The organism is Methylocaldum sp. 14B, assembly GCF_002005105.1.
Lineage (GTDB): Bacteria > Pseudomonadota > Gammaproteobacteria > Methylococcales > Methylococcaceae > Methylocaldum.
The window spans coordinates 1-19,364 of the sequence record NZ_MSCV01000028.1 but is presented as its reverse complement, the minus strand read 5'-3'; the positions used below and the strand labels follow the sequence as shown (position 1 = coordinate 19,364).

General features: G+C 60.1%; 18 protein-coding genes. 14 read left to right on the top strand and 4 right to left on the bottom strand.

Annotated features, from left to right (window positions below):
* Positions 1–10 precede the first annotated feature (10 nt).
* The 4 genes from B2A78_RS18495 to B2A78_RS18475 all read left to right on the top strand — a co-directional run bounded on the left by B2A78_RS18495 (position 11) and on the right by B2A78_RS18475 (position 3,252).
* Positions 11–394, top strand: a complete 384-nt coding sequence (locus B2A78_RS18495) for a VOC family protein (RefSeq protein WP_077731506.1) — start codon at positions 11–13, stop codon at positions 392–394.
* Positions 395–455: 61 nt separating this feature from the next.
* Positions 456–839, top strand: a complete 384-nt coding sequence (locus B2A78_RS18490; protein ID WP_077731505.1) for a DUF427 domain-containing protein — start codon at positions 456–458, stop codon at positions 837–839.
* A 775-nt stretch (positions 840–1,614) separates the two neighbouring features.
* Positions 1,615–2,718, top strand: coding sequence for a DNA polymerase IV (gene dinB, locus B2A78_RS18480; RefSeq protein WP_240502580.1), 1,104 nt, complete (start codon positions 1,615–1,617; stop codon positions 2,716–2,718).
* 99 nt (positions 2,719–2,817) lie between these two features.
* Positions 2,818–3,252: an NUDIX hydrolase gene (locus tag B2A78_RS18475; RefSeq protein ID WP_077731503.1), complete on the top strand. Its 435-nt coding sequence runs from the start codon at positions 2,818–2,820 to the stop codon at positions 3,250–3,252.
* A gap of 350 nt (positions 3,253–3,602) precedes the next feature.
* Here the strand turns inward: B2A78_RS18475 and B2A78_RS18470 are convergent, their stop codons facing one another.
* Both B2A78_RS18470 and B2A78_RS18465 read right to left on the bottom strand, forming a co-directional pair.
* Positions 3,603–3,944, bottom strand: coding sequence for a zinc ribbon domain-containing protein YjdM (locus B2A78_RS18470; protein ID WP_077731502.1), 342 nt, complete (start codon positions 3,942–3,944; stop codon positions 3,603–3,605).
* 172 nt (positions 3,945–4,116) lie between these two features.
* Positions 4,117–4,587, bottom strand: coding sequence for a hypothetical protein (locus B2A78_RS18465; protein ID WP_077731501.1), 471 nt, complete (start codon positions 4,585–4,587; stop codon positions 4,117–4,119).
* Positions 4,588–4,852: 265 nt separating this feature from the next.
* On the opposite strand from B2A78_RS18465, the gene B2A78_RS18460 reads away from it, so the two are divergent.
* The 6 genes from B2A78_RS18460 (at position 4,853) to B2A78_RS18435 (ending at position 13,671) form a co-directional block, all read left to right on the top strand.
* Positions 4,853–5,818 (top strand): CvpA family protein, encoded by a 966-nt coding sequence (locus B2A78_RS18460; protein ID WP_077731500.1) that lies wholly within the window; start codon positions 4,853–4,855, stop codon positions 5,816–5,818.
* 192 nt (positions 5,819–6,010) lie between these two features.
* Complete coding sequence (locus B2A78_RS18455) at positions 6,011–9,757, top strand: chemotaxis protein CheB (RefSeq protein ID WP_077731499.1); 3,747 nt, start codon at positions 6,011–6,013, stop codon at positions 9,755–9,757.
* Positions 9,754–10,188, top strand: a complete 435-nt coding sequence (locus B2A78_RS18450; RefSeq protein ID WP_077731498.1) for a phosphate-starvation-inducible PsiE family protein — start codon at positions 9,754–9,756, stop codon at positions 10,186–10,188. Before B2A78_RS18455 ends, B2A78_RS18450 begins: the two co-directional genes overlap by 4 nt.
* A 30-nt stretch (positions 10,189–10,218) precedes the next feature.
* Positions 10,219–10,464 (top strand): GlsB/YeaQ/YmgE family stress response membrane protein, encoded by a 246-nt coding sequence (locus B2A78_RS18445; protein ID WP_077731497.1) that lies wholly within the window; start codon positions 10,219–10,221, stop codon positions 10,462–10,464.
* Between the two features lie 127 nt (positions 10,465–10,591).
* Positions 10,592–11,767, top strand: coding sequence for a fatty acid desaturase (locus B2A78_RS18440; RefSeq protein ID WP_077731496.1), 1,176 nt, complete (start codon positions 10,592–10,594; stop codon positions 11,765–11,767).
* Positions 11,768–12,618: 851 nt separating this feature from the next.
* The gene (locus B2A78_RS18435; protein WP_077731495.1) at positions 12,619–13,671 is read left to right on the top strand and encodes an AI-2E family transporter; all 1,053 of its coding nucleotides are present in this window, start codon (positions 12,619–12,621) and stop codon (positions 13,669–13,671) included.
* 52 nt (positions 13,672–13,723) lie between these two features.
* Here the strand turns inward: B2A78_RS18435 and B2A78_RS18430 are convergent, their stop codons facing one another.
* Positions 13,724–14,125: a hypothetical protein gene (locus B2A78_RS18430; protein WP_133718698.1), complete on the bottom strand. Its 402-nt coding sequence runs from the start codon at positions 14,123–14,125 to the stop codon at positions 13,724–13,726.
* A gap of 297 nt (positions 14,126–14,422) precedes the next feature.
* Here B2A78_RS18430 and B2A78_RS18425 point away from each other — a divergent pair, with 297 nt between their 5' ends.
* The 4 genes from B2A78_RS18425 (at position 14,423) to B2A78_RS18410 (ending at position 18,068) form a co-directional block, all read left to right on the top strand.
* A complete protein-coding gene (locus tag B2A78_RS18425; RefSeq protein ID WP_077731493.1) occupies positions 14,423–15,442 on the top strand; it encodes an efflux RND transporter periplasmic adaptor subunit in 1,020 nt (339 codons plus the stop codon).
* A complete protein-coding gene (locus B2A78_RS18420; RefSeq protein WP_077731492.1) occupies positions 15,442–16,686 on the top strand; it encodes an ABC transporter permease in 1,245 nt (414 codons plus the stop codon). The genes B2A78_RS18425 and B2A78_RS18420 overlap by 1 nt, the downstream gene beginning before the upstream one ends.
* Positions 16,683–17,372, top strand: coding sequence for an ABC transporter ATP-binding protein (locus B2A78_RS18415; protein ID WP_077731491.1), 690 nt, complete (start codon positions 16,683–16,685; stop codon positions 17,370–17,372). Before B2A78_RS18420 ends, B2A78_RS18415 begins: the two co-directional genes overlap by 4 nt.
* Before the next feature lie 207 nt (positions 17,373–17,579).
* Positions 17,580–18,068 (top strand): low affinity iron permease family protein, encoded by a 489-nt coding sequence (locus tag B2A78_RS18410; RefSeq protein WP_077731490.1) that lies wholly within the window; start codon positions 17,580–17,582, stop codon positions 18,066–18,068.
* Between the two features lie 667 nt (positions 18,069–18,735).
* Here B2A78_RS18410 and B2A78_RS18405 read toward each other — a convergent pair.
* The gene (locus B2A78_RS18405) at positions 18,736–19,014 is read right to left on the bottom strand and encodes a DUF5666 domain-containing protein (protein ID WP_077731555.1); all 279 of its coding nucleotides are present in this window, start codon (positions 19,012–19,014) and stop codon (positions 18,736–18,738) included.
* Between the last annotated feature and the right edge of the window lie 350 nt (positions 19,015–19,364).

The following is a 19,364-nucleotide window of genomic DNA, read 5'->3' as shown; positions in this document are numbered from 1 at the left end:
AGCATCGCAGATGAGCGTACAGCTCAATCACACCATCGTCCCGTGCCGGGACAAGCGGAAGTCGGCGACGTTCTTCACCGAAATTCTCGGCCTGCCAGGGCAGAAACCGTTCGGACCTTTCCTCGTCGTTGAGTTCAGCAACGGCGTTTCGCTCGATTTCTACGAGACCGACGGCGAGATCGCCTGGCAGCACTACGCTTTTCTGATCGGCGAAGACGACTTCGATCGGATCTTCGGCCGCATACTCGAGCAGGGTCTCGAGTACTGGGCCGATCCCGGCCAGCACCGGCCGGGCCAGATCAATCGCAACGACGGCGGCCGCGGAGTGTATTTCGAAGACCCGGACGGTCATCTTCTGGAGATCATCACCCGTCCCTACGGCAGCGGCCGATAGGCATGCGGGCCGTAGAGACTGCCTTTGACATCGATCATGGCCAAGAAGCCAGGAGGTCAGCATGAAAAAATCGCCAGGACACCAAAAATGGCCAGAGCATAAAGTGCAAGAAAAGCATCTCGGTCAAAGAGTGCAAGTCAAAATCGACAACGAAGTGATTGCCGACTCGCGCGACGTGATCGAAGTCGACGAAGACCAACATCCTGCGCGTTATTATTTCCCGCGTTCCGACGTCAGGCTGGATCGGCTCGAACGCTCGGATACCACGACAGAGTGCCCGTTCAAGGGGACCGCTCATTACTTCGATCTGAAGCTCGGCGAAACGAAACTCGAGGATTCGGTCTGGACCTACGAAGACCCCTACGAAGAGCATCGTGAACTGAAAGACCGGATCGCCTTTTACGACGACAAGTTTTCGGACATTCGTGTCGAAGTTGGAGCCTAGGCAGCATGTCGAAATTCGGGGGTAAGTAGGTCGGCAATTCCTTCCCAATCGCAAACGGTCGCTTTAGTCGCGACCCTTCCAATCGCAAACGTCGCTTTAGTCGCGACCCTTCCAATCGCAAACGTCGCTTTAGTCGCGACCTTCCAATCGCAAACGGGAACTTTGGGAGCACCAAAGTCCCCCTTCCAATCGCAAACGGCCGTCCTGGGAAGGGTCTGGCCGGCGCTCCCGGCCAGACCGTTTGCGATTGGAGCGCCAGGACGCCCCTTCCGACAAAGCTGTCTCGCCGACAAGACTTGACACCGACCGACGACCGCTTTTAGCGCAACGGCCGCCCGGCGGGATACATCATTTTGGATGAGATCGAGGTCCGGGTATCCTTGGAGCTGTTTCTATTTCCAGGTATTGATTGCAATTGATCTTGCCGTGGGAGCGGGCTTTAGAGCGTTTTCATCGCGCTCGTACGGCAAAACCAGCTTGGCGGACGTCGTTGGCGCCTTCGGCTCGGGTGAATGGATTCAAGCATTCGTAGGTCGGCAACCCTTTGCCGACGAAGACGCTTGGCCGGGACGTGGTGTCGGGAAGGGGGGCTTCGGCGCTCCCGAAGACGCCGTTTGCGATTGGAAGGTCGCGACTAAAGCGACGTTTGCGATTGGGAGGGATTCCCGACCTACTCGCGAGTGCCCGTACAGTAGATATGAAAATGCTCTAGCCCGCGGCAGCCGGCTCGAGACTGCAGTCCGACAGCAGCCCTAATGAGACCCGGTGACCCTATTTGAACGGCTCTGATCAAGTTCCGCCGCCCCAACGCCTCCGAAAGATCATCCACATCGACATGGATGCCTTCTACGCGGCGGTGGAGCAGCGGGACTTTCCCGAATTGCGCGGCAAACCCGTGGTGGTCGGCGGCGCCCCGAACTCACGAGGGGTGGTGGCGACGTGCAGCTACGAGGCGAGGGTGTTCGGTATCCGTTCGGCCATGCCTGCGGCCAAGGCTTACCGGCTGTGTCCCGAGGCGGTGTTCATTCGGCCGAGGTTCGACGTGTACCGGGCGGTCTCGGCGGAAATTCGTGCCATCTTCCTCGACTTCACGGACCTGGTCGAAGCCGTCTCCCTGGACGAAGCCTATCTGGATGTCACGGCAAGTCCGATTCTCCAAGGTTCCGCCACGCGAATAGCCGAGGAAATCAAGCGGCGCATCCGGGAAGCGACCCAGCTCACCGCCTCCGCGGGAGTTTCCTACAACAAGTTCCTCGCCAAGATCGCCTCCGACCGCCACAAGCCCGACGGGCTTTGCCTGATTCCGCCGGAACAGGGGAGGGCCGTCATCGCGGAGCTCCCCATCGGCGCCTTCCACGGCATAGGCAAAGCCACCGAAGCGAAAATGCTCGCGCTGGGCATTCGTTGCGGCCGGGATCTCGAACGCCTGGCGCTGGCCACGTTGACACGGCAGTTCGGCAAGGCCGGCGAGCACTACTACCGGATCGCCCGCGGCATCGACGAGCGGCCGGTCGTCCCCAACCGCCCGCGGAAATCCTGGGGCGCGGAAACCACCTTTCCCGCCGACCTCTCGGACCGGGCCGAAATGTGCCAGCACCTCGCCAAACTCGCCGAAGGCGTTCTGAAGAAACTGGCCCGGCACGGCCTACAAGCTCGTGGCCTCACCGTCAAAGTCAAATACGACGACTTCGAATTGGTCACCCGCGCCCGAACCCTGGATCGGCCCTTTCGCGACATCCGCGATGTCCGGCCCCACCTTGCGGAACTCCTAAATCGCACCGAAGCCGGCCGGCGCAAGGTCCGCCTGTTGGGCGTCAGCTTTTCAGTCCTGGAAAACGCGCAGCGTCCGGTGACGTTGGACCTGTTCGCGCCGGACTGACCTTGTCCAAGGGGACCATCCAAGCCACGCCCGACTTTTCTCAGAACTTGGATTTGATAAAGTGTCTATCGGATCAGGCTTGAACGACAGGAAAACGCCATGCCGCGACCGATGACTCCCGCCCTTGCCGCCGACGCTATCATCGAATTGACCGACCGGCCCGGCCGGCCCATTGTCTTGATCGAACGTGCCTTTCCGCCTCAAGGCTGGGCTATTCCGGGCGGCTTCGTCGATATCGGCGAAACCGTGGAACAGGCTGCCAGGCGCGAAGCCCAAGAGGAAACCGGGCTGGAGGTTCGCCTGATTGCCCTGCTGGGGATTTATTCGGACCCCAAGCGAGATCCTCGAGGCCATACCGTAACCGTCGTGTACGTCGCAGAGGCTAGCGGCGAGCCGATAGCCGCAGACGATGCCAAGCATTGCAGTGTGGTGATGCCGGATGAGCTGCCGCAGCCCCTGGTCTTCGACCATGCCCAGGTGCTAGAGGACTACCGGGAATTCCGGGCGACCGGACGAGTGGCGCCGCTGCGATGAACGAGAGCCGGAATCGATAGAGCCTGTAGGCCGGGATGGAAGCTTTGCGAAATCCCGGCGCAATTCCATTCGGCATTCGAGTGAACATTCATCGTAGGATGGGTAGAGCGAAGCGAAACCCATCGATGGCGGGTTAGCCCCTAGTCTCCGCTCGGGACAGGCCCTTCGACAGGCTCAGGACAGGCTCCGCGTAACCCGCCGATGGAAGGTCGCTCGGCGGGTTACGGCGCACGCGAAGCGCAGTGATCGGCGGTCGGTTGGTGCTGATGTGCGCCTAACCCACCCTACGAAAATGAACGCCTGATTGAAAGGGATCTGGAATCAGAGCGCTATCGGTCAAAAGCGGCTTATCAGACCTTCTTCAAAAAGCAGGCCTTCAGCATGAAATTGCCGTTGTCCAGCTTGCAGTCCACTTCGTGGTCGCCGCCGACCAAACGGATGCTTTTCACCTTGGTGCCCATTTTGAGCGTGATGGACGAGCCTTTGACTTTCAGATCCTTGATCAGCACGACCGTGTCGCCGTCGGACAGAACATTGCCGTTGGCGTCTCTAACGACCGCATCCGCGTCGTCGTCGGAGGCCGCGGTTTCCTCGATCGGCCATTCGTAGCCGCAGTCGGCGCACACATAATTGTCGCCGTCCGGGTAGGTGTTTTCTAAAGTGCACTGGGGGCAAGCTGGGATAGTGGACATGATTCCGCTCAAAAATAAGTTGGGGCGTGCATTATAAGGGATCGGTAACCGCCCAAGAACGGAATGCATGTGCAACAGAGAATCCAGACCGGCTACGTCGAAGCGGAATGACGGTCATCGCCGTGAACGGCTCCGTCCGGCAAGGCGGCGAAAAGCTCTCTCGAAGCGAGGGTTAGCGCCTCAAATGCTGAACCAATCCGCGCAGCGGCAGGCTCAAAGCCAACGCGCCGAAAACCGCCGCCAGCGACTTGCCCGATAAGCGCTTCTCGTATCCGGGCGTTAGACGCTCGGGGACCAGATGATAATCCGTCAGATAGGCAAGGCCCGCGACTATCGCTCCGCCCGTCAATGCTCTGGCGACATCGCCCGACTCGGCGGCTCGTCCGAACCAGCGTTCGTAGAGACTCGCCCACAGAACGGCCGCGGCGTGATTGAGCACGAATCCGGTACCCGTGTATTTGAGACTGACATCGTTCTGCCGGGCGGCCTGGTCGCCCCAAGTGACGTGACTCACGGCGTTCAAAGGCGCCACGGCGCCGGAACGCTCGGCCTTGCCGCACGCTGCCGCCGCGAGCGTGGTGGCAATACCGACGATCGTCCCGGAAATCAGTGCATCGAAACTGCCGTTGCTGTTCGTACGCATTGCTATCTCCCGCCGGCTGTCCGGCTTCCGTGCGATCCTTTCCCGAATTGCTCGCCGTTCCGCTCTACTTCCCTACGAAACGGCAGTTCGCCCCTTATGAAAAATGACCTTCCGGGCGAACCGGGGTTCCTTCCCGGAGAAGAACGGCCGGACAAACCGCGGCGGGGGCTGCTCGATCGATTCAGGGATAGGAACCGCATCGACAAGCAAATGCGCAACCACGGCCATCTAATAAAGTGCATCGGCCGGTAACGGGATTATCGACATGGCCTTCAACGTCATCGACGTCTTCCTTCTTCTGCTGATTCTGTTCGCCGTCTGGGGTGGATGGCGGCGCGGTTTCATCCTGGGTTTTCTCAATCTTCTGCGCTGGCTGGGCAGCTTGCTTGCGGCCTGGTTCTTTTATCGACCGGTGGCGGATTTACTGGGTTCGAAAACCGGTTTGTCGAGTACGTGGCAGCAGCCTGCCGCGTTTCTTCTCATCGTTCTGCTCACCAGCTTGGCCATCGGGCTGCTCGGGAATGCGCTGCTCAAACGCTTGCCGCATGGCATTCACCGACGGCCCTTCAATCACCTGTTCGGCACGCTTCCGGGATTGGCCAACGGGCTGATAACGGCAGCCATCGCCGCCGCCTTGTTGTTCGTGGTCCCGCTGCCGGGCGATCTACGCGAGGATGCCCGCGAAAGCGGGACGGCGAACCGCTTCGCGGTTCTGGTGGAACGGCTGACCACGGCTCTGATGCCGATTTTCGAAGATGCGCTTACGCACGGGCTGAACCGCCGGCTTCCGGTTTACCCGGAATCCGACGAGCATATTTCGTTGCCGTTCAGGGTCGGAGCCCCGCAGCCGAGACCGGCGCTCGAGGAGCAAATGCTTGGACTCGTCAACCGCGAGCGCGCCACGGAAGGACTTTCGCCGCTGAAGATCGATCCCGCCTTGACCGAAGTGGCGCGAAGACATTCGTCCGACATGTTCGCCCGCGGTTATTTTTCTCATTACACTCCGGAAGGCAAAAGCCCGTTCGACCGAATGCGCGAATCGAATGTCGGTTTTCTGATCGCCGGCGAAAACCTGGCTCTCGCCCCCAGCGTTCACATCGCGCACGCCGGCTTGATGAACTCGCCCGGCCACCGCGCGAATATCTTGCGGCCGCAATTCGGGCGTGTCGGTATCGGCATCATGGACGGCGGCGTTCACGGCTTGATCGTGACGCAAAAATTCCGGAATTGAGCGGCCGGCAATTCAAGCAGGTGCAGACCAATCCGTGTAGTGTACTGTTAAAGATTAAAGAATCGGGCAGGCGTGCGGACGCCGTCGCTCGCCACTCAAGGCGGACCTTTGTTTTAATCGGACTTGGACATCGCCGTACCGGATAATGTCGAATATCGAGACAGAATTTCTTACTCAGGAGTATGCAGCTTGATGGCGTTTCCAATTGTAGGCATCGGAGCTTCCGCCGGCGGACTGGAAGCATTGTCGGAATTTCTGGCCGACCTTCCCGCCACCAGCGGTATGGCTTTTCTGTTGGTCCAACACCTCGACCCCCACCACGAAAGCGTCCTGACGCAGATCCTCTCGACCAGAACGGCCTTGCCGGTCCAGGAGGCGACGGAGGGGCTCGCGGTCGAACCCGACCACATCTATATCATCCCGCCCAATGCCGTCATGACCCTGGTCCAGGGCCATCTGGCTCTCGCTGCCCGCAACGGGCTTCCCGTGCCGCCCATGCCCGTCGACCGCTTGTTTTATTCCCTCGCGCAAGAGCAGGGGGCCAATGCGGTCGGGGTCATTTTCTCGGGCACGGGCTCGGACGGCGCGCTGGGGATGCAGGCGATCAAGGGTTCCGGCGGTATCACCTACGCCCAGGATCAAGGCTCGGCCAGATTCAACGGCATGCCGAAGGCGGCGGTAGATCTCGGCGTGGTCGATCGGGTGCTGCCCCCGCGCGAGATTGCCCGCGAACTCGCTCGCCTCGGCGGCCATCCATACCTGAAGGTAGACAGCACCGCCTCCGCCGGCGAACCTCCGCCCACGGACGAGGAAACGCTCAACCGGCTCTTTCGTCGCCTCCGCAACGTCTCCGGCGTGGACTTCACGCACTATAAGCGCGGTACCGTGCAGCGGCGACTCGCGCGCCGCCTCGCCCTGCACGGGCTGGATACGCTGCCGGAGTACCTGAATTTGTTGGAAAGCGACACGGCGGAAACCCAGGCCCTCTTTCAGGACCTGCTGGTCCAGGTGACCGATTTCTTCCGCGATCCCGAGTTGTTCGAAGAGTTGAGCCGAACCGTCTTTCCGCGCTTGTTCGAACGCCGTCCATCTCAAGCTCCGCTGCGGATCTGGGTCCCGGGTTGCGCCAGCGGCGAGGAGGTCTATTCCATCGCCATCTGCCTTCTGGAATTTTTGGGCGAGCGCCTGACCCAAACCCCGATTCAGATTTTCGGCACCGATCTCAGCGAGTCCGCCATCGAGAAGGCGCGTACCGGACTTTACCTGGAAAATATCGCCCGCCACGTCTCCGCCGAGCGGCTCCGGCGCTTCTTCGTCAAGGTCGGCGGCCACTATCAAATCACCCGCACGATCCGCGATTTGTGCGTATTCGCCCGCCACGACGTGGCCCGCGATCCTCCTTTCTCGCGGCTGGATCTGGTGAGTTGCCGCAACGTGTTGATCTATCTCGAGCCGGCTTTGCAGAAGCGGGTGATTCCGCTGTTCCATTACGCCTTGAATCCGGGCGGATTTCTCGTGCTGGGACCGTCCGAAACCATAGGCCCCTTCTCCGAGCTGTTCAGTTCCGTCGACAAGCGGCTCAAGATCTATTCCAAGGCGATCCTGCCCGGACAGAAGAATCACCTGGCGTTGCTGGAGGAGTATCCCGCGTTGCCGGACCGGTCCCGCCCGAAACAGTTGGCTCTGTCCAGCGAACCCGTGGAGGCGGAGCGCCTGCAACGGGAAGCCGATCGCTTGGCCATGGCCCACTACGTTCCGCCGGGCGTTCTATGCGATTCGGAGATGAACGTGCTTCAGTTCCGAGGCGAGACCGGCCCGTACCTGACGAATCCGACCGGTCCTCCCACTTTCAAGCTGCAAAAGCTGGCCCGTCCGGGCCTCCTCGTCGACCTGAGCAGCGCCATCGAGCAGGCCCGCAAGGAAGGGGCTCCGACACGGCGGGAGGGCGTGCGCGTGGAGGGGTCAAACGATACGGAGTCGGTAAATATCGAGGTCATGCCGATTCGGATCGCCGGGGCGGAAAACCCGTGGTTTCTAATTTTTTTTGAAGCGCAAGCCTCCGCGGTACGGGACCAAGGCGCGACCATTGTCGGGGAATTTTGGAGTTCGTTGCGGAGCCGAATGCGTTCGGGGAAACGCGCGGAAAGTTTCCGGCCGGAAAGCGAAAAGGATCGCCAGATCCAGAGGCTTACGCAGGACCTCGAAGCGGCTCGCGATTACATTCGGGCCATGCTGGATGCACACGAGACGACGGTGGAAGAACTCAAGGCAACGGAAGAGGAACTGCTATCGAGTAACGAGGAGTTCCAGAGTACCAACGAGGAACTCGAGACCGCCCAGGAAGAGCTGCAATCGAGCAACGACGAACTGCGCGCCCGCAACCGCGAACTCAACGTGCTGAACGACGAGATGCGGCAATCGCGCGATTTCGCGGAGGCTGTCGTCGAAACCATGCGTCAGCCGCTACTCGTGCTCGACGGCAATCTCCGTATTCAGCAGGCGAACCGCGCCTTCTACCGGAACTTCAAAACCACGCGCGAAGCGACCGAGCAGGTCCGGCTCTACGAATTGGGCCATGGGCAATGGGACATTCCCGCCTTGCGCCGGCTTCTCGAAGAGGTTTTGCCCGCCCAGACTGCTTTCCAGGATAAGGAGGTCACCCAGATTTTTCCCGAGCTCGGAGAGCGGACGATGCGTCTCAACGCGCAGGTGTTGCGCTGGAGCGATCAGGAGCGCATCCTCCTGGCGATCGAGGATATCACCGAGCAACTGGCGGCGCTGGACGCGCTCAAAACGGTCGATCGGCGCAAGGACGAGTTCCTGGCCATGCTCGCCCACGAGTTGCGCAATCCTCTGGCGCCCATCCGCAACGCCCTGGAAATCTGGCGGCGCGGCGATGCCGGAGAAGCGGCGGAGAAGCAGGCCCAGGCCATGCTGGATCGCCAGCTCCGCCTGGAGGCACGGCTGCTCGACGATCTCCTCGATCTGTCCCGCATCACCCGTGGAACAATCGTGCTTCAGAAACAGCCGATTGATCTGACGCACCTGGTGGCGCAGGCGGTCGACGACGCCCGCTCTCAGCTCGACACGCATCACCATCGGCTCGGCTTGTCGCTGCCGGAGCACGGCCTGTCGGTCGAAGGCGATCCGGCCCGATTGCAACAGATCGTCTCGAATCTTCTGGGCAATGCCATCAAATATACGCCGCCCGATGGTGATATCACCCTGACCCTGACACACGAAGGGCAGGAAGCGGTGCTCAAGGTCGCCGACACCGGTATCGGTATCAGCCCGGAACTTCTGCCTTCGATCTTCGACCTCTTCGTGCAAGCCGACAAATCCCTCGATCGTGCCCAAGGCGGCCTCGGCATCGGGCTCACGCTGGTTCGCCGCCTGGTCGAATTGCACGGCGGACAGATAAGCGTACACAGTGCCGGGGTGGATGAGGGAAGCGAGTTCACGGTCCGTTTGCCGGCCTTGCCGGAAACGGCCGTCCCTGCCGCTCCGGCGGAAACCGAAGCGGCCCAAGCCATGCCCCTCATGCGCTACCGTATCCTGGTGGTCGATGACAACATGGACACCGCGGAGAGTACGGCGCTGTTGCTGCAACTCGAAGGTCACGAGGTGCAGACGGCACTCGATGGTCCGAGCGCTCTTGAAGCCGCGACGATGTTTCACCCCCAGATCGTCCTGCTCGATATCGGATTGCCGGGTCTGGATGGCTACGAGGTGGCCCGCCGTCTGCGGGCGCTGCCCGAGTTGGAGGGGGCGTTGCTGGTGGCGATGACCGGCTATGGACAGGATGAAGACCGCGACCGATCCCGGACCGCCGGATTCGATGGGCACCTGGTCAAACCGGTCGACCTCGACCGGCTCAAAGCGTTGATGTGGGCCTACCCACGCCGGAAGAAGGCGAACGACGCTGAGGAAACCTCGTGAAAGTGCTAAGAACCATTGATAGCGCTGAAAAATACATCGTCTACGTGCTGGTTTTCTTGCTGCTGATTTCCGTGATTTTGGGGACCCTCGAGCTCAGCCGGGTCGTCATCAAGAACATTATTGAGTCTTCTTTCTTCTTGGTTGATATCAATCGCTTATTCGAATCATTCAGCCTTTTTCTCATCCTGGTCATCGGGTTGGAGCTCCTCAAGTCCATCAAAAGCTATCTCGTGCAGGGCTCCATCAACCCGGCCTTCGTGGTGGAAGTTGCCATCATCGCGTTAGGCAACAAACTCATCACCCTGGACCTAAAACATGCAGAGCCCGGCCTACTCATAGGCATTGGAGCTATCCTCCTGGGATTGTCGGCGACCTATCTGGTTCTTAAAAAAGCATTCGGCCCCACGGACGTTCAGACTGGAAATCAATAACTCGATTGACCCGGGTAAACGGGAGGCTCTATGGAAGTGATGTGGTATGTATTGATTGGCCTGGCGGCCGGTTGGCCGGCGGGGCAATTGGTCAAAGGCGGCGGGTTTGGCGCCATCGGAGACATTATTGTCGGGGTGTTCGGTGCCGTGTTGGGCGGTGTTCTGTTCGATGTGCTGGGTTTGTCCGCCGGGGGCGGCAGGCTTGGGAGCTTGATTATCGCGACGGTTGGCGCCGTAGCCTTCTTGCTTCTGTTGCGTCTGATCAGAAAGGATTAGGTGCCGGCAACGTCAAAAAGTCGCCTGCGCACGCTGGCGACACGGTGCAAAACCTTCCCGGTCGTACTCGCTCTAATTCGATGAAGGACTAAACATGTTATTCCCCCCGTTTTTAGGATAGGGATAGATGATTGATGGATTGCTCAACATTCCCGGATGGGGACTCATTGCCATTACCCTGGGCCTGACCCACGTCACCATTGCCAGTGTGACCATTTTCCTGCATCGTCACCAAGCGCATCGCGCTCTGAATCTCCATCCTGTCGTCAGCCATTTCTTCAGATTCTGGCTGTGGCTGACCACCGGTATAGTCACCAAGGAATGGGTGTCGATTCATCGCAAACACCACGCCCATTGCGAAAGCCCGCAAGACCCTCACAGCCCCCGCGTCTTCGGCATTCGGAAAGTGCTGTGGGAAGGCGCCGAGTTATACCGGGCCGAAGCCCGCCACGTCGAAACGCTGGACCACTATGGCTATGGCACCCCGAATGACTGGATCGAACGGAACCTTTACAGCCGCTATCGAGGCGGGGGCGTTGCCCTGCTGTTCGTCATCGATGTCGTGCTATTCGGCCTGTATGGCATCACGGTGTGGGCGGTGCAAATGCTCTGGATTCCCTTTTGGGCGGCGGGCGTGATCAACGGCCTGGGCCACTACCGGGGCTATCGCAATTTCGAAACCCCGGACGCCTCCACGAACCTGTTTCCCTTAGGGCTCCTCATCGGCGGCGAGGAATTGCATAACAATCACCACGCGTATCCGGCCTCGGCCCGTCTCGCCCATCGCTGGTGGGAATTGGACATCGGCTGGGTCTACATCCGCCTGCTGCAAAGGTTTCGGCTGGCCGAGATCCGCCGCACGGCGCCTCGAATCCGCCTCGAGCGCGCTCCCAAACCGATCAACCCGGCCACGGTCCAGGCCGTAATGCGCAACCGCCATCATGTCCTGGCTTTGTACGGGCGTCGCGTCGTGCTCCCGGTACTGCGGCACGAGTGGAAGGCCGCTCCTTCCGCCCACCGGCCTTTGCTGCATAAGGTAAAAACGCTTCTGGTCCGGGAGGGCGTCGAACTCGATGAAGCGGCCTGCCAAACCTTAAAACAGGCGCTGAACTTGAGCCGGACGCTCGAGACGATCTACCGTTCCAAACACGACCTGAAACAGCTCTGGATCCGATCCGCCAGCCATTATGAAGCCCGCGTGCAATTGCTCGAGAATTGGTGCCGGCAGGCGGAAGACACCGGCATCGAGGCCTTGGGCGACTTCGCCCGACTACTGCGCCGATATACGCTCCCAAGAGCCTAGGCCGTTTTCATCTCGCTCGTACGGCAAAACAGGCCTGGCAGGAGTCGTTGGCGCCTTCGGCGACGGTAAATTGATTCAAGCCTTCGTAGGTCGGCAATCCTTTGCCGACGAAGCCGTTGGCCCAACTGCACTGTCGGGAAGTGCGGCTTCGACGCTCCAATCGCAAACGGTCATCCCAGAAGCGCTGGGATGACCCTTCCAATCGCAAACGGCCTGGCCGGGAGCGCCGGCCAGCCCCTTCCCGAAGACGCCGTTTGCGATTGGGAAGGAATTGCCGACCTACTCGCGAATGCCCGTACAGTCGGTATGAAAATGCTCTAGCCTGGACAGCGTTCGAGTCCTTGGCTTGACGCGAAACGCGCGGATATGCGAGCGCTTGGAGTGATAACGATTGAGTTTGATATGCCGAAGCCAAAGAGGTCGTGGGTTAGCTTAGCGTGTGTGCGAGAAGCTACTGCACGGCCTGAGGGCAGCCCCTCGACAAGCTCAGGACGGACCCTTCGACGGAGCTCAGGACAGGCTTGCCTTCGGGCCGCGCGTGACGCTTTCTAAACACCCTCTTAGACTACCAAGGGCTTTGGAGAACGACAGGGCTCGACCTTTCCTTATCTTTTACAGTGAGTGAAGAAAGCAATGCCAGTATTACCCGTCATTCCGGCAGGGAGTGCCGGAATCCAGAGGCCAAGGATGGCCGGCCCTCTACATCCTTGTAACCTGGATCCCGGCAGTCCCAATCGCAAACGGGCCTTTAGTCGGCCCCTTCCATGCCGGGGTGACGATGTGGTTTGACTTTCGTTACGAACAGTAAGCGGGTGGTGATTGGGCATTTCCAGTCGATCTGAGAAAACGACGTGCTGAGCGAAAACCGTGTCGACCAGTGGGCCGGCTTCGCCGTAGTCCTCGTATTGATCCTGGGCTGTTTCGTCGTGCTGCGTCCGTTCCTTTCGGCGATCCTGTGGTCGGTCATCCTGGCCTTTTCCACGTGGCCGGTTTATCAAAGGATCGAATCGGCCGTCGCGGGCCGGAAAGGATTGGCCAGTGGACTGATGGTCCTGATAGTGGCAGCCGTCTTGATTGTCCCCTTGGCGCTCCTCGGCACCAGTTTGGCGGAAGACGTGACCGCGCTCGTGGAGATGGCACGGCAACTCCTCAGTGAGGGACCGCCGACCCCACCCGCGTGGGTAGCCAAGCTGCCGGTTGTGGGTTCGCGTCTGCACGACCACTGGCAAGAGATGGCGGGGAGCGGCGCCCGCTTGACCGAGGCGTTGCTGAAGTACCTCATGCCCCTGCGAGATTGGGCGTTGCGCAGTGCGGCAAACTTCGGAGAAAGTCTCCTGTACTTAAGCCTCAGCGTGTTCATCGCGTTCTTTTTGTATCGGGACGGTGCCGCGTTATCCACAAGGCTGGCCCCCTTATTCACCCGGGTCGGCGGCCAACGGGCGCCGGCATTACTCCATGTGGCGGGGGACACCATCAAAGGCGTCGTTTACGGCGTTATCGGTACCGCGTTGATTCAGGGGATTTTGGTTGGTATCGGGTTGTGGATCGCGGGCATCCCCCGCGTCCTGTTGCTCGGCGTGCTGGCGTGCGTTCTGTCCTTGATTCCCGTCGGTCCCGCATTAATCTGGTTACCCGCGGCCATCTGGCTGTTCGGAAAGGGTTCGACGGGGTGGGCCGTCTTTCTCGTGCTCTGGGGACTTCTAGTGGTGGGGCTCGTCGATAATTTTCTTAAGCCCTATTTCATCGGCAAAGGGAGTCATCTGCCATTCATCCTGGTGTTTCTCGGAACTTTGGGCGGGGTGATGGCCTTTGGCTTCCTCGGCATATTTCTGGGTCCGACCTTGCTCGCCATAGCCTATGCCTCGTTTCAGGAATGGAGTGCCCGGGAAAGAGCTTTAAGTTAGGGAACGGACCCAGCGAAATAGTGGCGTCGAATCCCTTGCAGGAAGACTCAATCTACAGCGAGGGCGGCGACGCGATGATCATGCTCAACCAATAGGTATCGGTCTTGTAACAATGCCAGAGTTGTGTTTCCTCGGTGAACCGGGCGAAGAGTTGGCCATTGGCGTAGACCACTCCATCGGCAACGGAGATTTCATCGAACGGGCCGAAGCTTTCCGAGGTGTTTGCCAGCGCATCCTCAAAATGGATCGACGTCCGGTCATGGCAGGCGTACTGGGTGAAGTGCTGCTGGCCTTGCATATCCCAGAAGTGATTGCTGAATTTGGCGACCACTGTCCCGTTGGGCCCTTGGCTGATGAAATTGCCGGTGATTCGGAAGAAAGGCGCCGGTGCAAGCTTGGTGGTTTTCGCTAGCTGCTCGGATTCGAAGATCAGACTGATCATATCTTGGCTCATCCGCATAATGCTTTCATTTCGATTAGACTGCCGAGGTTTCGTCGGTTCATGCGGCAATCCGATGAAGTCGCAGAAAGTTCTCGAAGCGGCACGGGTGATCGTCGGGAGCATCGACAAGCCGACCGCGCTTCGTCATCTCGATGTCGTTTAAAATGGGAGCATGTTTCCTCTACAAGAACCCGATGCGGGCGAGTCTGGCAGTCTCGACAGGGCCCGGAACCGGGCCGCCTTTCTTGCTATAACAATTAACCAGCAATAGACCCACCATCGACGACCGTCATTCTCCCCTTCCGAACAATGCAAAGAAAGTGGATCTGGATTCTTGCCATCGGCGTGCTCGCTGCCGCCGGCGGAATTTATTGGTGGCGCGAAGGTCCTGTCACGGTCACCGTCGTGACGCCGACTCGCGGGCCCGCGGTGGAGGCGATTTACGCGACCGGCACCGTGGAACCGACGGTCATGCTGCCGATCGCGGCGCGGCAGGCAGGCCATTTGGTTGAACTCAACGTCGATGAAGGGAGTCAAGTGCGTAAGGGACAGGTACTCGCTCGGCTCGACGACGCGGATTTGAGGAACACGGTCGAGGAACTGGCCGCCCGCGTGCGGTTCGCGCGCACGCAGTATCAGCGCTTGCAGGAACTGGTGCGCCGCAATGTCATTGCCAAAGTCGAACTGGACCGGGCGCGCTCCGATCTGGAAGCGGCCGAGGCGGCGCTGGAGCGCGCGCGGGCTCAGCGTGATTTCATGACTCTCACGGCGCCCGCGGACGGCCTGATCATCCGGCGCGACGGCGAGATCGGCCAGTTCATTCCCGCCGGACAGGCCCTGTTCTATCTCTCTTGTTGCGCGCCTTTGCGGGTCACGGCCGAGGTGGACGAAGAAGACATTTTGCGGGTGCATGTGGGGCAGAAGGCGGTGTTGCGCGCCGACGCGCTGCCGGACGAAGTACTCGACGGCGAAGTCAGCGAAATCACGCCCAAGGGCGACCCGATCGCACGCAGCTACCGGGTTCGCATCCGGCTCGCCGACCCGGAGAAGTTGCAGGTGGGCATGACGGTCGACGCCAACCTGATCGTTTCCGAACGGGAAAATGCCCTGCTGGTACCGTCCACCGCGGTCCAGAACGGCACCATTTGGGTGGTTGAGGACGGGAGGCTACACCAGCAGCCGGTGCGGACCGGCGTAACCGGCGCCGTTCGTACCGAAATCGTCGAGGGACTGTCTCCGGAGGCCCAAGTCGTCGAGACGCCTTCGGAAAACCTTCGCGACGGACGCGCCGCCCGTATCCGTTCGTCATCTCCCGTGCCGGTGTCCTGATGCGCATCCAGCTCCAGGTGGCGCTCACGCATCTTACGGGTCGCACACGCCAGACTTTTGTTTCGCTTACCGGAGTCATACTCGGCGTCGCCTTCTTCCTGGCGGTGTCGTCCCTGATGCGCGGTTCCGAGAAGGACTTCATCAAGCGTCTCATCGACAACAGCCCGCACATCACGGTCTACGACGAATACCGCTTGCCCCGGACGCAGCCGGCGGAGCTGCGCTGGGCGGGCGGCGCGATCCGGATCAGCAACGTCAAGCCGCAGACGGAAACGCGCGGCATCCGCGGTTATCGCGAAAAACTCGAATTCGTCGAGTCCATGCCCGGGCTGAAGGTCGCGCCGGTACTGGTCGGTTCGGCCGTGCTCGTATTCGCCGGCCGGGAGGAAAGCGTCACCCTCTCGGGCGTGGTGCCGGACAAGATGAAGACGGTGTCGACGCTCGAGGAGAAGATGATCGAAGGCTCGATCGACGCGCTCGCGGCCAATCCGAACGGAATCGTCATCGGCACGGGGCTGGCGCAGAAATTCAATCTCGGCCTGGGCCGCAACGTGAACGTGGTCGCCGCGAACGGCGCCAGCCGTCCGATGAAGGTGGTCGGTATCTTCCGCACCGGCAACGCGAACTACGACGAGACCCAGACGTTCACCTTGCTGAAGCGCGCCCAGGTGATGTTCGACCGGCCCAATCGGGTTAACCGCTTGATCATCCAGCTCGACGACCCCTACGAGGCCCGCGATGCCGCCCAGCGAATCGAAGCGGTCGCCGGCTACAAGTCGGTGTCGTGGATCGAAGCCTCCGAGGACATCTTGAGCGTGCTGATCGTACGCAACATCATCATGTACAGCGTCGTGTCGGCGATCCTCATCGTGGCGTCCTTCGGGATATACAACACCCTGTCGACCATCGTGATGGAAAAGACCCGCGATATCGCGATCCTGAAATCCATCGGCTTTCACGCCCGCGATGTACGCCTCATCTTTTTGCTCGAAGGGGTCATCATCGGCGTGGTGGGCAGCGTATTCGGCCTGGTTCTGGGGGCCGGACTCATGAAGCTGCTGTCGACCATCGAGTTCAGGCCGCCCGGCATTACGGAAAAAGTGCAGATGCCGATCTGGTGGGGACCGGAACAATTCGCCATCGCCACCGCTTTCGCCCTCGTCTCGTGCATTCTCGCCGCCTATCTGCCGGCGCGCCGCGCGGGCCGCGTGCATCCCGTGGAGATTCTGCGGGGCGCCGCATGACGGCGGTCCTGCGAGCCGAGCATCTCGGGCGCACGCTGGCCGGGGAAGTTCCGGTGACCCTGGTGGAGGACATCAACCTCGATATCGAGCGGGGCGAGTTCGTCTGCATCATGGGGCCTTCCGGTTCCGGCAAGTCCTCGCTGCTCTATCTGCTCGGTCTGCTCGACGTTCCCACCTCGGGGCGGGTGTGGCTGGACGGCGAGGATACTTCGGCGTACGGCGAGAACGAGTTGGCGAACCGCCGGCTGGAGAAACTGGGATTCGTGTTCCAGTTCCATTTCCTGCTCGCCGAGTTTTCGGTGCTCGACAACGTTACGCTGCCGATGCGGCGGCTCGGCAAGCACGGCGATGCCGCGATCCGTTCGCGCGGCATGGAATTGTTGGCTCGGCTGGGCGTCGCCGAGCAGAGCGCGAAACATCCGCACCAGCTCTCGGGGGGGCAGCGTCAGCGCGTCGCCATCGCCCGCGCGCTGGCCAACGATCCCCTGGTCGTTCTGGCCGACGAGCCGACCGGCAATCTCGACTCGGTATCGAGTGCCACGGTGCGGCAGATTCTCCACGATCTGGCTCACCAAATGGGCAAGACGGTGGTCGCCGTGACCCACGACGCTGAATTCGCTTCGGCCGCCGACCGGCGCATCGGCCTTGTCGACGGCAAAATCAACGCCGACTGGCGGCCGGCGTAGTTTCAGTCGAATTCTCTTCTTCTATTGCCGGATCCAGGCCGATTTACCAAAGCCGGCCGCCGAGATTGATTTCTTTCAAAACGCCTCTGGCTGTCCACGCGGCAAAACCCTACACTGGCTAGTGGGCCGCTCGGTCGTGTTCAAGCTTGGTCCGATCGATCTAAAAACAATGAGCTACAAAGATCCGAAATCTGGAGGAATGCCGCGATGTCTTGGTATATCCGTATGCTTGCTTTTCTAGTCAAATGCGCCGCCTGGGCTAAGAAGAACCTCGAGAATACCGCTTACTGGAACGCCAAGTTCGACCGGTTCGCGAGACTGTTCTCTCGCTTGTCGGGGCGGCCCTTGGCTTTCAACATCGCAATGATCGTGATCCTGGTATGGGTCGTCAGCGGACCGATCTTCGGATTCAGCGATACCTGGCAGCTGGTGATCAATACGGCGACCACCATCGTGACGTTCCTGATGGTATTCCTGATTCAGCACACCCAGAACCGGGATACCGAAGCCCTCCAAGTGAAACTGGACGAACTCATCCGTGCCATCGAAAAAGCCGATGACACGCTGTTGGATTTGGAAGAGCTGGAAGAAGAGGAATTGGCGATACTGCGCAGCAAATACGTGACCCTCGCGCGCGTGGCCCGCGAAAAGGCGAGGACCGAAACGAAAGTGGATTCCTCCGCAGGCAAGCCATGAGGAGCTAAGTACATTCCGCAAATATTTGCGGAATCTCGACTGATTGGCTTGATTGGCGGGGTTGTCCTGCAGGTTGCCTATGCCGCAAGACTTCCCTGAATGTACTTAGAGCGTTTTCATCTCGCTCGTACGGCAAAACAGGCCTGGCAGGAGTCGTTGGCGCCTTCGGCCAGGGTAGATCGACTCAAGCTTTCGTAGGTCGGCAATCCTTTGCCTACGAAGACGCTCGGCCGGGACGTGGCGTCGGGAAAGGATTCCCGACCTACAGGGTGCTACATTCGTAGGTCGGCAATCCTTTGCCGACAAACCCGTTGGCCCAACGGCGGCGTCGGGAAGGGCGGCTTCGGCGCTCCCGAAGACGCCGTTTGCGATTGGAAGGGTCGCGACTAAAGCGACCGTTTGCGATTGGGAAGGGATTCCCGACCTACGCGCGAATGCCCGTACAGTAGGTATAAAAATGCTCTAGCTTGAACGACGCGGTAGTGCCGAGCTTTCCGGTCGGCTAGGGCGCGGTTATATCCCGCGTGGCCGGATTCGGCAGGAAATCGTTGCCAATGTCGGAACTACTGAAGCCGCGCCCTGGCTGATCATAACCCGGCTCAAGGCCAATTCTCGCGGGGCCGGCTTCAGGTTTCTCCAAGTCCATTGGCATATGAAAGGGGTTCCGTTACTTCCGGCACTTCCCCGGCTTTTCGGTTTCAATCTCCTCGACCGAGCCTCCCTCGTACTCGACCTCCACGCAAGCTCCAACCACCAGAGGGCCGTCGTCTTCCTCCAACTTGGTTTTTTCCGTCACCACGACCTCGCGACCGCCTATCATCCAGGTGCCGACCTTGCCTTCGGGACGCTTTTCAATGGTGCCGTAGAACTCTTCGCCCGCTTGAATGCTCGGCGATACCGAGAGGACGGCGCTGGCTAGCAACAGCATGCTTATCAGGTGTTTCATCGCTCGCTCCTTTTTTGAATGGTCCAGTTTTTTTGGACAATCATCGCGTACCGATAATTCGTCCATCCGAGCCAGGCCGAGCATCATGACGCCGGCATTATGGCCGGACAGACCGAATTAGAGCATTTTCCGATCCGGTATCAGGGAGCCCGATATGTAGGTCGGCAATCCCTTCCCAATCGCAAACGGTCGCTTTAGTCGCGACCCTTCCAATCGCAAAAGGCCGTCCTGGGAGCGCCAGGACGCCCCTTCCCACAAAGTCCGTTGCCGAGCCGATAAGTCGGCAAGGGATTGCCGATCTACGTTCTTCCCGCCCGACACGAATCCGTACACCGGGTTGAAAAACACTC

What these genes read in the sequence shown, in the direction of transcription:
- B2A78_RS18475 (WP_077731503.1), top strand. Translation starts at nt 2,818, where the DNA reads ATGCCGCGACCGATGACTCCCGCCCTTGCCGCCGACGCTATCATCGAA.
- B2A78_RS18415 (WP_077731491.1), top strand. Translation starts at nt 16,683, where the DNA reads ATGACGGCGGTCCTGCGAGCCGAGCATCTCGGGCGCACGCTGGCCGGG.
- B2A78_RS18430 (WP_133718698.1), bottom strand. Translation starts at nt 14,125, where the DNA reads ATGAGCCAAGATATGATCAGTCTGATCTTCGAATCCGAGCAGCTAGCG.
- B2A78_RS18470 (WP_077731502.1), bottom strand. Translation starts at nt 3,944, where the DNA reads ATGTCCACTATCCCAGCTTGCCCCCAGTGCACTTTAGAAAACACCTAC.
- B2A78_RS18405 (WP_077731555.1), bottom strand. Translation starts at nt 19,014, where the DNA reads ATGAAACACCTGATAAGCATGCTGTTGCTAGCCAGCGCCGTCCTCTCG.
- B2A78_RS18425 (WP_077731493.1), top strand. Translation starts at nt 14,423, where the DNA reads ATGCAAAGAAAGTGGATCTGGATTCTTGCCATCGGCGTGCTCGCTGCC.
- B2A78_RS18465 (WP_077731501.1), bottom strand. Translation starts at nt 4,587, where the DNA reads ATGCGTACGAACAGCAACGGCAGTTTCGATGCACTGATTTCCGGGACG.
- B2A78_RS18460 (WP_077731500.1), top strand. Translation starts at nt 4,853, where the DNA reads ATGGCCTTCAACGTCATCGACGTCTTCCTTCTTCTGCTGATTCTGTTC.
- B2A78_RS18420 (WP_077731492.1), top strand. Translation starts at nt 15,442, where the DNA reads ATGCGCATCCAGCTCCAGGTGGCGCTCACGCATCTTACGGGTCGCACA.
- B2A78_RS18410 (WP_077731490.1), top strand. Translation starts at nt 17,580, where the DNA reads ATGTCTTGGTATATCCGTATGCTTGCTTTTCTAGTCAAATGCGCCGCC.
- B2A78_RS18490 (WP_077731505.1), top strand. Translation starts at nt 456, where the DNA reads ATGAAAAAATCGCCAGGACACCAAAAATGGCCAGAGCATAAAGTGCAA.
- B2A78_RS18495 (WP_077731506.1), top strand. Translation starts at nt 11, where the DNA reads ATGAGCGTACAGCTCAATCACACCATCGTCCCGTGCCGGGACAAGCGG.
- B2A78_RS18445 (WP_077731497.1), top strand. Translation starts at nt 10,219, where the DNA reads ATGGAAGTGATGTGGTATGTATTGATTGGCCTGGCGGCCGGTTGGCCG.
- B2A78_RS18455 (WP_077731499.1), top strand. Translation starts at nt 6,011, where the DNA reads ATGGCGTTTCCAATTGTAGGCATCGGAGCTTCCGCCGGCGGACTGGAA.
- B2A78_RS18440 (WP_077731496.1), top strand. Translation starts at nt 10,592, where the DNA reads ATGATTGATGGATTGCTCAACATTCCCGGATGGGGACTCATTGCCATT.